Below are 13,572 nucleotides of genomic sequence, written 5' to 3' on the forward strand. Positions count from 1 at the left end.
TGCGGCCGGCGTCACAACAGGAGGTCACCGGAAGTTTCGGACATAGTCCGCCCCCGTGCGCCCCCTTTGCTTTCTTATTAAGCTAGCAAAAAAACAGGATTTCGCAATCTTGCACTGCACAAATTTGTCTTGACAAATACCGTTTGTCGGCAAATTTATGGTTTTTAGCCAACATGCGTCTACAACACCACCACGCGCTGCAAGTTGCGTCCGCTCAATATAAAAGGAGGTGAATCATGGACTTGCATATGGATAGTCTCGACCAGCATTTCACCCTGCCGGTAACCCGCAAAGTGAATGCCGGCCGACCGTTCACATGGCTCAAGCGCGCCTGGCAGGATTTGTTGTCCCACCCCGCACCCAGCCTTGCTTATGGCGTTCTTACTGCCGTGACAGGTTGGATCGTGCTGGCGATCGCTTCACATTTCACCTATTTGTTCACGTTTTCGATTACCGGCTATCTATTGCTTGCCCCGCTGTGCGCGGCTGGCATTTACGAGCTGACCAGTGAGCGTGAGGAAGGACGGCCCACGTCATTTGCGCAATCGATCCGCGATTTGATGAAAAACATCGGCCAGCTGGCGTTCTTCGGCGTCATCCTCGGCATGATCGCCATCGGCTGGGAACGGGTGTCAGCCATCCTGTTCGCGCTGTTCTACGGTGGCGACGCAGTCACGATGGATGGATTCCTGCAGGCACTGGTCGGCGAATACGCCGGCTTCACCATCGCCTGGCTGATCGGCGGCTTTTTGCTGTCGTGTGTTGTATTTGCGCTCACCGCGATATCGATCCCGATGTTGGCCGACCGCGAAGTGGACGTCGTCACCGCCATGATGACCAGCCTGCGCGCCGTGCTGGAGAACCTGCCGGCCATGCTGCTCTGGGCTGCCATCATCGTTGCGCTGACCGTGATCGGCTTTGCGACCTTCCTGATTGGCTTCGTCGTACTGTTCCCGTTGCTCGGCCATGCAACGTGGATTGCCTACAAGGATCTGGTGGAATAACCGACCGGGCAGAAGGCGGTTTGGCGGTTAATTGGCGCTCCTGCTTGACGGGAGTGCGGGGGCACGCTAATATCCCATTTCTCTGTCGCGGGATGGAGCAGTTGGCAGCTCGTCGGGCTCATAACCCGAAGGTCGCAGGTTCGAGTCCTGCTCCCGCAACCAATACGAAACCCCTGATTCAATTGAAAAAATTGATCAGGGGTTTTTTATTTCCTGAGCCTCTTCGCCCTACTCTCGCGGCGACGCTCGCCCCACCGGCTCAAGTTCTTTGGGCTACAAAATCTGCTACCCCCGCCGATCTTCACCCCACCGCTGGTCGCAAAGCCATTCCTTGCCAACTGGTTTGGCCTACCCAGCAGGCGATGCGTACGACATTGCCATGCGCTAACCTAGGTCGAGCCATCAACCATCCCAACACCAAAGCATCAAGCCGATGAAAACCGCCCTCGCATTGCTCATCATTGCCGCCTGTTCCAGTAGCGCTTACGCCACCTGCTTTAACGATTCGCCGGTTGCACTCGCAAAAGTGCTCCGGGAAAAACATCGAGAGTTCTATCAGGAGCCCTCTGCCGAGGCGCGCCAACTCATCCACCCCGCGTTTCTGAAAGCGATTGATCGCGAAGACCGTTGCATAAAGGCCAACGACATCTGCAGCCTGGATGCGGAGCCTTGGGACGACGCCCAAGACGGCGAAGCCACGCCGCCATTTGAATACAAAGTCATGCAGCTCACGCCGACCGAATCCACTGTGCAGTTCAACTTCAGATTCACCGTCGACAACAAACACTATTCGCATCGCCACACCACCCTGAAATTCAAACGGGACGGCGCAGACAATTGCTGGAAGGTGGATGACCTCATCACCTTTCATGGCCAGTCGCTGCACAAGATGTTTCTAAAATGAGCCACGCTGATTACACGGCAAGAGGAGCCGTACATTCATAAAACAAGCACGAGAGCCAGTACACACAATCTGGCGAATAAAAATCGATGGAGTGAAGACCACCATGCAAGCCATTTTTCGCGCTGTTTTGCTCAGCGCCACGGTTCTATCCGCCTATGCTTCGGCCGCCACGACGGGAACGGCGACCGAAGAGACCAGCGCCAAGGTGGTCAGCCTTGGGCGCATCGACGCCCAACTCAACGGCTGGCGCTCGACCTGGCCCGGGGTCATGCTCAGTACCCGCTTTGACGGCACCGCCATTGGCATCACGCTCGATGACGCCAGCAATTACTACACCGCCGAAATCGACCACAAAGAAGCCAAGGTCATCCCGCCGCAAAGCGGCCAGCGCACGGTCTGGATCAAGGGTTTGAGCGCTGGGCCGCACCAGCTGGACCTCATCAAGCGTACCGAATCACCGGGCCAGGCTGGCAAGGTAGTTGGCTTTGTTCTGGACGGTGGCCGTTGGCTCCCCGCACCGCCCCCCTCCAGCCGGCAAATCGAATTCATCGGTGACTCGTGGACAGCCGCCTTGGGGAATCTGAAAAACCAGCGCGAATGCAGTCAGGACGTTATCGCGGCCAATTCCGATGTCGGCCAGGGTTTTGCGATCAAAGTGGCGAAACACTACGGCGCGGATTGGCAGGTGAATGCGATGTCCGGCATGGGCATGGTGCGGAACTGGGAAGGTAATCAGCCCAGAGAGGATTTTCGTACCTATTACCCACGAACGCTGCAAAACGAGGCCAGCAGCACCTATCGCGACGCCAAATGGCATCCGCAGTTGATTGTGATCGGTTTGGGAATCAACGATTTTTCGACCAATGTGAAAGCCGGTGAAACATGGACGGCAGAATCATTAGCAGCGCAATACAAGAACGCCTATCTCAAGTTTCTTGCTGATTTGCGCTCGCACAATAAGGACGCCCAAATCATCACCACTGCTACCCGGCTCTGGCCCAACGACGCACTGCGGCCGCTGGTGCAAGAGGTGGTCGCCCAAGCCCGGCAGGCCGGCGATGACCGTATCGCCTATGTCGAATACAGCGATATTCAGCTTACCGCCTGCCACTGGCACCCCAGTCAGGCCGACCACGACATCATGGCAAATCAGTTGATTGGCAAGATCGATCAGCTACGGCCGGATTGGCACTGACTCGATCAGCCAACTCGGTAGTGCTATTCGAACACGCAATAGCCAGCAATCAACCAGCGGCTGCCCACCTTTCTGAAATGGAAGGTGGTTTCCCATTTGTACGGGGAGACGATGACCGCTTGCGCTGTCGATGCCGCAAACGAGGCAGATTTGATTTTCATGCCCTGGATGAATTTGCGCTTGTACTCGTATTCCTGCGCGCAAAAGAAGATATCCATATCTTCGACGTCCATCTGCGGGCCACGCCCGTCGCGGGCCATTTCATCAAATTCCGCCTGCTTCAGGGTTTTGAATTGCGCATCGTAGCGACGGTAATAGCGCGCCACCGCATCCGGAAAATCAGCCGCGAAATAGCCGGACTGCATGAATCGCGCCGTGAACGGCGTCAACGTGGTCATATCCAGATAAAACCGCGTGCTACCGGCAATGTCCTTGATACGCGGTTCGAGTTTGACGGTCTGATCGCCATTCTGCAGGGCCCAGCCATAGAAGCCACGCACCGTTTCCAGCAGCTGTTGCTCCTGGGTGCCAGCCGCGGCCGGGCGAATGGCAAACATCAGTGCAGCGACAAAGTACAACACAGGTATCCGCTTGGCCGTCATCCCGAAACCTGCCGAGCGAGAGGTCGATAAGTTCGTCGCAGCCCTAGCCATGAACAAACGCTCCTTGGTATCGCCATTTCAAGAATGGCCGGCCGAAACGGATTACGCGAAGTCAATCCGTCCGAACTGCGCGCCGGCATCCTGCGGCGTGATGGCCTTGAGGTCATCCAGCCGCACTTCCACTTGGCCGTGCACGGTATCGAGCAACAGGTATTCAACCCGATCACGGCCGAATACATCAAGCGCCCGGCCTTCGGTTTCCGGCCCGGCGATGCGCTCCACGCGCAGGGTGTAATGGCGCATGCAGGCGATTTCGAGGTAATCGTGCAGCGTGCACGAAATCGGTTGATAGGATTGGTTCATCTCGTCCCCCGGCCTCAGGTCAGTGCGTCATCGGGTTTAAACAAACAATGAAAAGATCGCTTCCGGCGGCCGGCCCAAGGCTGCGCGGTCGTCATCGACGACCACGATCGGGCGTTCGATCAGTACCGGATGTTCAGCCATCGCCGCGATCAACTGCGTGCGCGTCAACGCTGGGTTATCCAGGCCAAGTACCGCATATTCGGCCTCTTTGCGCCGCATCAGCTCGCGCGGTTCGAGTTTGAGCAAGCCGAGCAGCCTCTCAAGCGTCGCCGCATCCGGCGGGGTTTTCAGGTATTCAACGACATCAGGCTGGATACCGCGCGCCTGTAGCAGCGCCAGGGTATCGCGGGATTTGGTGCAACGCGGGTTGTGATAGATCGTGACGTGCACGGCCGGAACCTTCTTGGATGTGGTCTGGGATAAGGGCGAGAAACGGCGCCAGTTTAACGCCGTGCCCGATCACCCCCCATAGGCACAATCCCTCTGTGCCCGCGCATGTGGCTGTCATCCTGCGCGGTAATAATGGCCGGTCGGCGGCGTAGATAGCAGCGGTTTCACCTGCAGAAACAACTCCGGCGGGACTTCAGCAAGCGACGCCTTGTGCGCCTCGACGCTGTCCCAGACCTCGACCACCGCGAAGCGCCCTGGCTCGTCCACGCTTCGCAGCAATTCGCACGAGATGCAGCCAGCCGCCTGCCGGATCGATGGCACGATGGTCGTACCGAACACGGCCGCCAGCGCATCGCCTTTGCCTTCAATGGCATGGAATTCATTGATGCGGGTAATCGCCATGATCGTCTCCCCGGTCAGGCATGCAGCAACTTGAAGGCATGCGTCCACTCGTTCTGGGTAAAGCCGTGGATGCACCACAGCATGCACAGCGGCTCGATGGCACGAGCTGACTCGACCGCGCCCATATCAGCCACATCCCAGCCAAACTCATCCAGCGCGCCAGAGACCACCGCCTTGGCTTCGGCATCGTTGCCGCAAATGAACATGGTCGGCCGGCCATAGGCATATTGCGGATTCACCATGCGCGCATTGCCGACCGAATTGAATGCCTTGACGAAGCGCACCAGCGGAAACTCACGCTGCAGCCGTTCCATCTGCGAATCGTTCAGCTCGGTATAGAACTGCAGCACGCCGTTCACGGGCGGGGCATCGGCAATCGGGTTGGTGGCATCGATCACCACCTTGCCGTTGATACCGTCGCCGGCCAGCCGTACCGCCTCGGCCGCCGCGCTGCCTTTGACCGCCAGCACCACCAAATCACCGAAGTTGGCTGCATCGGCAAAGCTGCCGGTGGCCGCCATCGAATGCTCTGCACGCCAGTCAGCCAGCTTGGCGGCCTCACGCGAGCCGATCATGACCTTGTGGCCATGCTGCAGAAAGCCGGCCGCCAACGTTTTCGCTACATCGCCAGAACCCATTACACCGACTTTCATTGCTATCTCCAATTCTTGATAAGGGTTTGATTACAAGAGGTTTGCACGCAGTGCTTGGATTGCATTGGATAGTGACGTTATAGCGGTGCGGCTGTTCACGCGCTGGCAGACATGCGCCGCTGCCGTACTCCCTTCAAGATGCGATCATGCAGCGCGCAACAAGCTGTCATGAAATGAGGTTGTACATCGACTACACAAGACGACTACACCGGGACTAACGGGCTTGGGCTCTCCCATTGCGAGGCATTCATGCGCATCCTCTACGCCGGCTTTCTGCTGCTGATGTTCACCCGACCGGCATGGGCAGAAGGTGGCTGGCAAGCCTATGAACGGGGCGACTACCCACGCGCCGCCGCGCTCTACAGACTGGAAGCCGGCTATGGCGACCGGCTGGCGGCATTCAACTACGCCATGATGGTGCTGCGCGGCCAAGGTGTGCCGGCCGACAAAGCCGCAGCCCTGCCGTGGTTACGCCAGGCGGCCGATGCCGGACTCGCCCAGGCGCAATTCGCCCTCGGCCTGTTGTATGAAAACGGCGATGGCGTGGCGCGCAATCAAGCCATCGCCACCCGCTGGTTCGAACACGCCGCCCGGCAAAACCACGTGCAGGCGCAAGTCAGCCTCGCCACGCAATATTTCCTCGGCCGGGGTGCGCCCCATGACCTGATCCTCGCCGCCCGCTGGTATCGCGAAGCCGCCCAGAATGGTGACATGGGCGCGCAATACATCATTGCGACCCTGTATGAACACGGCGATGGCGCACCAAAGAACCTGAAGCTGGCGCGTTATTGGTATGCCGCAGCGGCGTTGCAGGGCGACCCGGCGGCAGCGATTCGTGGGCAGGTGTTGGGGAGGGTGTTGGATGCCAAGCGCTGACGACCGGACGGCATGACGGCCGGTCTTGATCCTGCGCATGTCGTCGGCATCTTCGTGCGTAACCATACGCTTTCCCCATAGCCCGGACGGCTGTGCCGGCCGGGGTAACGTCGTGACCATTGCCCACAGTACAAATTGATCCATAGCGGCCCCGGCCGGAATTTGATCCATAGCGGCCCCGGCCGGCGAAGCCGTCCGGGCTACGGGGACGTCGTCGGGCGATGCAATCGCGAGCAAGCTCGCTCCTACAATATTCTCCATACCGAACCCGCTTGGTTCCGCCTTCTCATTCAAATTACACCGGAGTTCGACCATGCCCCTGTTCCGCCAAGCCATCCTCGCCGCTGCAATGCTGGCCACCACGCTATCCCTCACCGCCCGCGCCGAAGAAATCGGTTCGGTCGACACCGCCTTCCAGCTGATCGGGCCGAATCACAAGGTCGTCGTCGAAGCCTTTGACGACCCGGCCGTGCAAGGCATCGCCTGTTATGTATCTCGCGCCAAGGCGGGCGGTATTTCCGGCGCGGTCGGCATCGCCAAAGACCCGTCGCGTTTCTCGGTGGCATGCCGGCAGGTGGGGCCGATCCGCTTCAATGGCCCGATCAAACGGCAGGAAGAAGTGTTTCGCGAAGGGGCTTCGTTCATCTTCAAACACGTGCGGGTGGTGCGCATCGTCGACCCGAAGCGCAATGCGCTCACCTACCTGACCTACTCGGACAAATTGATCGACGGCAGCCCGGATAACGCGATCACCGCCGTACCGGTGCTGGATCAGACGATTCCGCTCAAGTAGGGAGCACGCGGGTAGCGCGGGTTAGTCCTCGCGTGCGAAGCTTGCTTCGCTCAGCTATAGGGCGTAACCCGCGAATTCAGCGCGCAATGCCCTCGATACCCCGCGCGGGTCAAATGACCCGCCCTACATTTCATTCGCCCCCAGCCGTCCATACCTTCCACCCAAAACACCGCCGGTCGGCTTGTCCCATTCCTGTCCGCGCCGGTCAGCCCTTTCCGCCCCGTATTCCGCTCGCCATCGACTAAGGTCAGAGACAGCCCCGGCAGCGCGCTCATTCGCCGCGCCCGGGGCAAGGCAGGAGAACGCAAATGCTAGGCATGGTCTTCACCGAATTCGTCGAGATGGTGGAATCCACCTACTCGCCTGAACTGGCCGACGAGATGCTCGTGGCAGCCAACCTGCCGCATGGTGGCGCATACACGGCAGTTGGCTATTACCCGCACGATGAAATCATCCGATTGGTGGTCACGCTATCCCAGCTGACCGGCACACCGGTCGAAACCCTGGTGCAGGCCTTTGGCCGTCATCTGCTGCGGGTGTTCGTGCGGGCCTATCCCTCTTTCTTTACGAGCAAGAAGGACATCTTCGAGCTACTGGCCAGCGTGGATGCCGAAATCCATCGCGAAGTGCGCAAGCTCTACCCGGATGCGCAATTGCCACGCTTCGAAGTGCTGCAGCGCGATGCCCGCTCGATGACGCTGACCTACCGTTCGCCCCGTTCGATGGAGGCCCTGGCCATGGGCCTGATGGAAGGCGTGGCCGAGCATTTCGGCACCCCGGTCACCATCAGCCAGGAAAAAGCCCCGCCGCCGGATACAGCCACCGTGTTCAAACTTGAATTGGCCTGAGTGCGCGCCCTGCGCCAACCGATCAGCCCCCATGTCAGTCAGCCTGCCGCTCCCTACAACGGACCCACCCGCATCGCTAGCGGTGCTGGAACGGCGTCTGGAACGCGAACGGGCGGCGCGCAAGGCGGCCGAGCAACTCCTCAACGAAAAAAGCCTGGCGCTGTATGAAGCGATGCAGCGGTCAGCCCATTCCCAGAATCTGCTGGAACTGGCGCTTTGGGCCAGCGGCGAATCCATCTGGGAGTGGTCGGCCGACAACGACGAATACATCATGCGAGCCTTCCCGAGCGCGGATAACCCGCCGGTGATCAGCCGCGGCCTGTTGCCGGACTTCATGGCGCGGGTGCATCCGGATGACATCAACCAGGCCCTGCTTAGCTGGGCCGTGCACGCCTCCGGCGCGAGCGAATTGCTCGATATGGCGGTGCGCTATCGCCATTACGAAGGCTGGCGCTGGGTGCGCATTCGCGGCAAAGCGGTCGCCACTGATCCGGATGGCTGGGCGCTGCGCATTGTCGGCACCGCCAAGGACATCACCACCTATCGCGAAACGGAACACTCCTTCCGCCTGATGGCATCGGCCTTCGCCAGCTCGCGCGATGCCATGATGGTGTTGACCGAGGCCTGGCAGATCATCGAAGCCAATGCGGCCTTTCATACGCTGTTGGCGGGGGGGAGCGATGCCGTGGTCGGCTCGCACCTGTCGAACTACGTCGACCTCACCAACGACGCGCTGCATCAGTTCGGCCGGCTGGGCCATGCCCAGTGCGAAAGCACGTTCCGCGACCCCAACGACAACCGCATTCCGGTGGAAGTCACGCTCAGCCGCTTTGCTGCCGAAGACGGCCGCTCGTCCTACCTGATTGCCACGATGCGCAACATCACCGACCGCAGGCGCGCGGCCAACGAACTGGAGCGGGTCGCCCGTTTCGACACCCTCACCCAGCTCCCCAACCGGGCCACGCTGCAGGCGCGGCTGGCGCAAGAGATGGCGCGGCTCTCCACCATCCGCCCGCTGGCGATCCTGTTCATCGATCTGGACGGCTTCAAGGAAGTCAACGACTCACTCGGCCACGATGCCGGCGACGAGCTACTGCAGGTCATGACGCGCCGCCTGATGGCCACGCTGGAGCTGGAAGACATGCTGGCCCGCTGGGGCGGCGACGAGTTCGTCGTCATGCTCAACCCCGGCATCGACGTGGACCGGCCGCTGCGGGTAGCGCGGCAGATCCTCACCACGCTGAGCCAGCGCATGGACATCCGTCGCCACACCATCAGCATCTCCGGCAGCATCGGCATCGCGCTGGCCCCGGCCCACGGCAGCGATGTGGAAACGCTACTGAGCCATGCCGATGCCGCGATGTACGCCGCCAAGCACGCCGGCAAGAACTGCTGCGTCGTGTATCACGAGGCGCTGGCGGCCGATGCCCTGCAGCGCGTCACACTGCTGGCGCAACTGCGTTCCAGCATCGAACACGATGCCCTCGACTTCATGCTGCAGCCCAAGTTCGACGCCCACCGCCGCATCGTGGGCGCGGAATTGCTGGCGCGCTGGCACACCCCGCAGCATGGCCATATCTCACCCGGCTTGTTCATTCCGCTCGCGGAGCAAAGCGGCCTGGCGGTCGCACTGGGGCGCCTGGCCATCCGCCGGGCCGCAACCTACGCGGCGGAACTGGCCCGCCAGGGCTACCCCATGCAAGTGGCGGTCAACGTCTCGCCGCTGCAGATCATGGACGACCAGCTGGATCAGGTGCTGCATGAGGCCTGCGCCCAACATGGCATCTACCCGGAGCAGCTTGAGCTGGAAGTCACCGAATCCATCTTCCTGCAGGATTCGGATGCCCCGGTGCGACGGCTTAGCGCCCTGCGCGCCGATGGTTTTCCCATCGCGATGGATGACTTTGGCACCGGCTATTCGTCACTCAGCTACCTGAGCCGCCTACCGTTCGACACCATCAAGATCGACCGCAGCTTTCTGACCGACGTCCACGAGGACATCAAATCGCAACGCGTACTGACCGGCGTGGTGAACCTGTGCAAGTCGCTCGGCATGCACACCGTCGCCGAAGGCATCGAGACCGCAGAACAGTTTCATTTGCTGGATACGCTCGGCGTCGAGCAATACCAGGGTTTTCTGTTCGCCCGGCCGATGCCGCTGGACGATGTACTGACCTTACTGCGGCAATCCAGACACTGAGGACCGCCCAACCCCAACAGAAAGAGACAGGAACAGCATCCAATGCGCATCAGGCAAAAATTGCTACTGATGATCGCCGCGCCGATCGCCGGTTTGCTGGTGTTCGCCGGCCAGCTGGCCATGCGGGATTGGCATGCCTACACCGCGATGCGCACCACGGATACCGACCTCGATGCCGCGCTGGCCGTAGCGCGGGTGGTGCATGGCTTGCAGATCGAGCGAGGTTCCAGCGTCGGCTTTCTCTCCGGCCCGCGGGTATCGCACGCGGTCATGTTTGCTGCCCGTGAGCGGGTCGACGAGGCCATCGCCCAACTGCCGGGCAGCGAAGCCATGTCGCTGAGCGCGGCATGGCGATATGAAAGCTGGAAAGAATCGCTGATCGAACTGCACGGCCGGCGGCGTGCCGTCGAGACCCATCGACTGCTCCCGTCGCAAGCGCTCACGGCCTACACCGCGCTGATCGGCAACGCCATGCTGCTCACCCCGACCATCGCCGCAACGCTGGACGAGGCCGAACTCAAAAGCGGGGTCGCCGCCTTGTCCGCCTTGCAATGCGCCAAGGAAAGCATGGGGCAGCAACGAGCCCGCCTCAACGGTGCCTTGGTCGCCAACCAGCTCGAGCCAGCATTGCTGCAGGACATCGCCGTCCTGATGGGTGAGGAAAACAGCTGTGGCCGGCAATTCGCGCTGGCGGGCGGTACATCCGCCACCGCAGCGTGGGCACAGCTGACGGCCAGCCCGTCCTTCACCAAGGTCGCACGGCTGCGCAACACCTTGCTCCGAACCGGCGCGGCCGCTGGCGTGGATGACAGCATCACGCCCGATGCCTGGTTTACCGCCGCCACGGCCAAGATCGACGCCACCAAAACCGTGGAAGACGCACTGATCGCCCAGCTGACGGCCCGCTCCGCCACCTTGCGTCAGAGCGCGCGCAACAGCCTGATCACCGTCACGGCGGGTTCGCTGCTATTGCTGACCGCCACGGTGCTACTGGGTTGGCGCTTGAAAAACGCCATCCTGCAGCCGCTGGGCGAATTGCAAACCGCCCTGCGGGAGTTGGCGGAACGGCGCGACCTGACCCATACCGTCCGCAGCACCGGCAATGACGAATTCGCCGAGATGGGCCAGGCATTCAACCAGTTGGCGGATCACCTGTTTGCGCTGCTCGCCGGGCTGAAGATCAACACCCATTCGGTGGAAGTCGCCGCCACCCGGCTGGCCCACGCGGCGGCGCAAATGGTCAGGGCCAGTGAAGTGCAATCGCAATCGAGCGCCAGCGCCGCCAAGGCGATCGAAGTGATGTCGAGCCGGCTTTTCACCTTGATGGATCAGATGCAGCCGGCCAGCGATGCGACGGTGGAAACATGGCAGACATACTCGGCCCAGCTCGGGCAACTGGTGCAAGCCATCCGCGAAATCGCCGACCAGACCAATCTGCTCGCGCTCAGCGCCGCCAACGAAGCCGCTGATGCCGGCCAGCAAGGGCGCGATTTCACCAAGGTGGCCGAAGAAGTGCGGGCGCTGGCGGAACGCACGGCCGCCGCCAGCCGCACCTTGATTGATCAGACAGCGGAGCAGGCCAGCGACGGGACCGAGCCGCCGGATCAAGCGCCCGGGAAACCGTAGCCCGGACAGCTTGCTGGCCGGGGAGCTGCGATATCGGGCAGCGACCCCGGCCGGCGAGCCGTCCGGGTTACGGAGTCACAATGCAGCTCCCCTCTCCCATCCCGTGCAAGGCTTTGCCTTGTTCAGGGACCGTGGGAGAGGGAACTCGGCTTCGTAGGATGGATTGAGCTTGCGATACCCATCGTTCACGTTCAGCCAAACCGCATGGGTATCGCTTACGCTCAACCCATCCTGCAAAACCTACGCCACCTCACCCAGCTCCGCCTCCCCCCGCCCCACGCCATACCAGTTCACCTTGCGCGTGATCACCATCACCACGGCCAGCAAACCGAACAGCACCAGGCTCCCCAACAACAGCGCCATGTCTTCCGACTGCAGGATGCCGAACAGCACGCCATACAAGACCGCCAGCAAGGCCGAAAAGCCCAGGCCGCGTCGCCAGCCGGCCAGCACATGGCTCACGTAGTAACCCAGCAGCGCAATCGAAGCCCCTGCCGCAATCCAGTACGCCGCAGCAAATGCCATATGTTCGGACAGCGACAGCGTAAGCAGGAAGAACAAGGCCAGCGCCAGCCCGACCAGCCCGTATTGCACCGGATGCACCGCCAGCTTCTTGAGCACTTCCATCAAGAAGAACGCGCCGAAGGTCAGCAGCAGGAACAACTCAGCGTATTTCACCGTCCGCTCGACCAGCAGGTAGCGATCCACCGGGTCGATCAAACGCAAGCCAAAGCTGCCCACGCCGAGTTGCGCGCAATCCTTGCCGGCGGCAACGCAACGCGCCAGCACCTCGTCGGTCAGGCCAGTCGCCCAGTCATTGGCCTGCCATTCGGCCGTAAAGCCATTGGCAGCCGTGCTGCGCTCGCTCGGCGCGAAGGGGCCGACAAAGCTCGGATGCGCCCAATCGCCCGACAGCGCCAGACGGTTCGCCTTGCCGACCGGAGTCACGTTCAGCGTTTCAGTGCCGGACAAGGTCAGCGCCAGCGAGAAATCGAGCGCCTGTGCCACCGCGCCCGGTGTGCCCTGCAAATCGGCATGCACGCCCGCCCCTAACCAAGGCTGTTTGCTGCCCGGCAAAAAGCTCAGCGCCCCGCCGCCCGCCGTCCCCGCAATGGCACCCAGCCCGCGCGCATCACTCACGCTGACGGCCAGATAAGGCTGACCCCAGCGATATTCATAGCGCTTGCCACCCTGCTCACCGCGCACCTCCACGCTGTTCCGCGCCGGCACGGCAAAGCGCCCGGCGAGCTTGAGGCCGGACTTGTACACCGGCACCTGGAAAATGCCGCGCTTGAGCATGGTCACCGCCACATCGCCGGTCACATCGAGCTTGTCCGGCTGGATCAGCAAGGTCTGCGCCACCTCGTTGCCCGATTGCCATTCCTTCACCTGTTTGTTGTCTTGGGTGCGCTCGGTAAGCGTCCACTCGGTCTGCGTGTACGGCATGACGAGGAACGGCCCGACCAGCGTCTGCGCATGCGCACTGTGTTCGGCGATCTCCGCCACCACCGATTGCGCGCGTTGTTGCCGCTCGTTCACCAGGGAGCGCACCAGTGACAGCACCACCATCAACACCAGTACCAGCAGGCCGATGGCCAGCAATTTGATTCCAACGGTTTTTTTCATGTTCATCTCTCCGTGATGGGTTGCCCCGATACGGCGACGATGCACTGTGAATCTGGAGGGATGATGGAGATGAAGTGGAGGGGATGTGGA

General features: G+C 61.2%; 14 protein-coding genes and 1 tRNA gene. 9 read left to right on the forward strand and 6 right to left on the reverse strand.

Features of this window, described 5'->3' with window-relative positions; genetic code table 11:
• Positions 1-236 precede the first annotated feature (236 nt).
• The 4 genes from BR41_RS06955 (at position 237) to BR41_RS06970 (ending at position 3,103) form a co-directional block, all read left to right on the forward strand.
• Positions 237-1,004 carry a DUF2189 domain-containing protein gene (locus BR41_RS06955; protein ID WP_035054559.1) on the forward strand — a complete coding sequence of 256 codons (768 nt, stop codon included), beginning with the start codon at positions 237-239 and terminating at the stop codon, positions 1,002-1,004.
• 86 nt (positions 1,005-1,090) lie between these two features.
• Positions 1,091-1,166: transfer RNA gene (locus tag BR41_RS06960), tRNA-Met, on the forward strand.
• A gap of 271 nt (positions 1,167-1,437) precedes the next feature.
• Positions 1,438-1,908 carry a hypothetical protein gene (locus BR41_RS06965; RefSeq protein WP_035054561.1) on the forward strand — a complete coding sequence of 157 codons (471 nt, stop codon included), beginning with the start codon at positions 1,438-1,440 and terminating at the stop codon, positions 1,906-1,908.
• A 103-nt stretch (positions 1,909-2,011) separates the two neighbouring features.
• Positions 2,012-3,103, forward strand: coding sequence for an SGNH/GDSL hydrolase family protein (locus tag BR41_RS06970; RefSeq protein WP_051710399.1), 1,092 nt, complete (start codon positions 2,012-2,014; stop codon positions 3,101-3,103).
• Positions 3,104-3,126: 23 nt separating this feature from the next.
• Here the strand turns inward: BR41_RS06970 and BR41_RS06975 are convergent, their stop codons facing one another.
• The 5 genes from BR41_RS06975 to BR41_RS06995 all read right to left on the reverse strand — a co-directional run bounded on the left by BR41_RS06975 (position 3,127) and on the right by BR41_RS06995 (position 5,513).
• The gene (locus tag BR41_RS06975) at positions 3,127-3,756 is read right to left on the reverse strand and encodes a hypothetical protein (RefSeq protein ID WP_169741263.1); all 630 of its coding nucleotides are present in this window, start codon (positions 3,754-3,756) and stop codon (positions 3,127-3,129) included.
• A gap of 51 nt (positions 3,757-3,807) precedes the next feature.
• Positions 3,808-4,068: a Rho-binding antiterminator gene (locus tag BR41_RS06980; protein ID WP_035054564.1), complete on the reverse strand. Its 261-nt coding sequence runs from the start codon at positions 4,066-4,068 to the stop codon at positions 3,808-3,810.
• 36 nt (positions 4,069-4,104) lie between these two features.
• On the reverse strand, positions 4,105-4,458 hold the full coding sequence (gene arsC, locus BR41_RS06985) for an arsenate reductase (glutaredoxin) (protein ID WP_035054566.1): 354 nt from the start codon (positions 4,456-4,458) through the stop codon (positions 4,105-4,107).
• A gap of 114 nt (positions 4,459-4,572) precedes the next feature.
• Positions 4,573-4,860, reverse strand: a complete 288-nt coding sequence (locus tag BR41_RS06990; RefSeq protein ID WP_035054567.1) for a putative quinol monooxygenase — start codon at positions 4,858-4,860, stop codon at positions 4,573-4,575.
• A gap of 14 nt (positions 4,861-4,874) precedes the next feature.
• Positions 4,875-5,513 (reverse strand): NADPH-dependent F420 reductase, encoded by a 639-nt coding sequence (locus BR41_RS06995; protein ID WP_035054570.1) that lies wholly within the window; start codon positions 5,511-5,513, stop codon positions 4,875-4,877.
• A gap of 249 nt (positions 5,514-5,762) precedes the next feature.
• Here BR41_RS06995 and BR41_RS07000 point away from each other — a divergent pair, with 249 nt between their 5' ends.
• The 5 genes from BR41_RS07000 to BR41_RS07020 all read left to right on the forward strand — a co-directional run bounded on the left by BR41_RS07000 (position 5,763) and on the right by BR41_RS07020 (position 11,856).
• Positions 5,763-6,389 carry a tetratricopeptide repeat protein gene (locus BR41_RS07000; protein WP_051710402.1) on the forward strand — a complete coding sequence of 209 codons (627 nt, stop codon included), beginning with the start codon at positions 5,763-5,765 and terminating at the stop codon, positions 6,387-6,389.
• Between the two features lie 313 nt (positions 6,390-6,702).
• Positions 6,703-7,182 (forward strand): CreA family protein, encoded by a 480-nt coding sequence (locus BR41_RS07005; RefSeq protein ID WP_035054571.1) that lies wholly within the window; start codon positions 6,703-6,705, stop codon positions 7,180-7,182.
• 308 nt (positions 7,183-7,490) lie between these two features.
• Positions 7,491-8,030 (forward strand): heme NO-binding domain-containing protein, encoded by a 540-nt coding sequence (locus BR41_RS07010; RefSeq protein WP_035054573.1) that lies wholly within the window; start codon positions 7,491-7,493, stop codon positions 8,028-8,030.
• A gap of 31 nt (positions 8,031-8,061) precedes the next feature.
• Positions 8,062-10,230, forward strand: coding sequence for a putative bifunctional diguanylate cyclase/phosphodiesterase (locus BR41_RS07015; protein WP_084186901.1), 2,169 nt, complete (start codon positions 8,062-8,064; stop codon positions 10,228-10,230).
• 42 nt (positions 10,231-10,272) lie between these two features.
• Positions 10,273-11,856 (forward strand): methyl-accepting chemotaxis protein, encoded by a 1,584-nt coding sequence (locus tag BR41_RS07020; protein WP_035054575.1) that lies wholly within the window; start codon positions 10,273-10,275, stop codon positions 11,854-11,856.
• A 240-nt stretch (positions 11,857-12,096) separates the two neighbouring features.
• Here the strand turns inward: BR41_RS07020 and creD are convergent, their stop codons facing one another.
• Positions 12,097-13,482, reverse strand: a complete 1,386-nt coding sequence (gene creD / locus BR41_RS07025; protein ID WP_035054577.1) for a cell envelope integrity protein CreD — start codon at positions 13,480-13,482, stop codon at positions 12,097-12,099.
• Between the last annotated feature and the right edge of the window lie 90 nt (positions 13,483-13,572).

Origin of the sequence: Andreprevotia chitinilytica DSM 18519, assembly GCF_000711875.1 — a bacterium.
GTDB classification, from domain to species: Bacteria; Pseudomonadota; Gammaproteobacteria; order Burkholderiales; family Chitinibacteraceae; genus Andreprevotia; species Andreprevotia chitinilytica.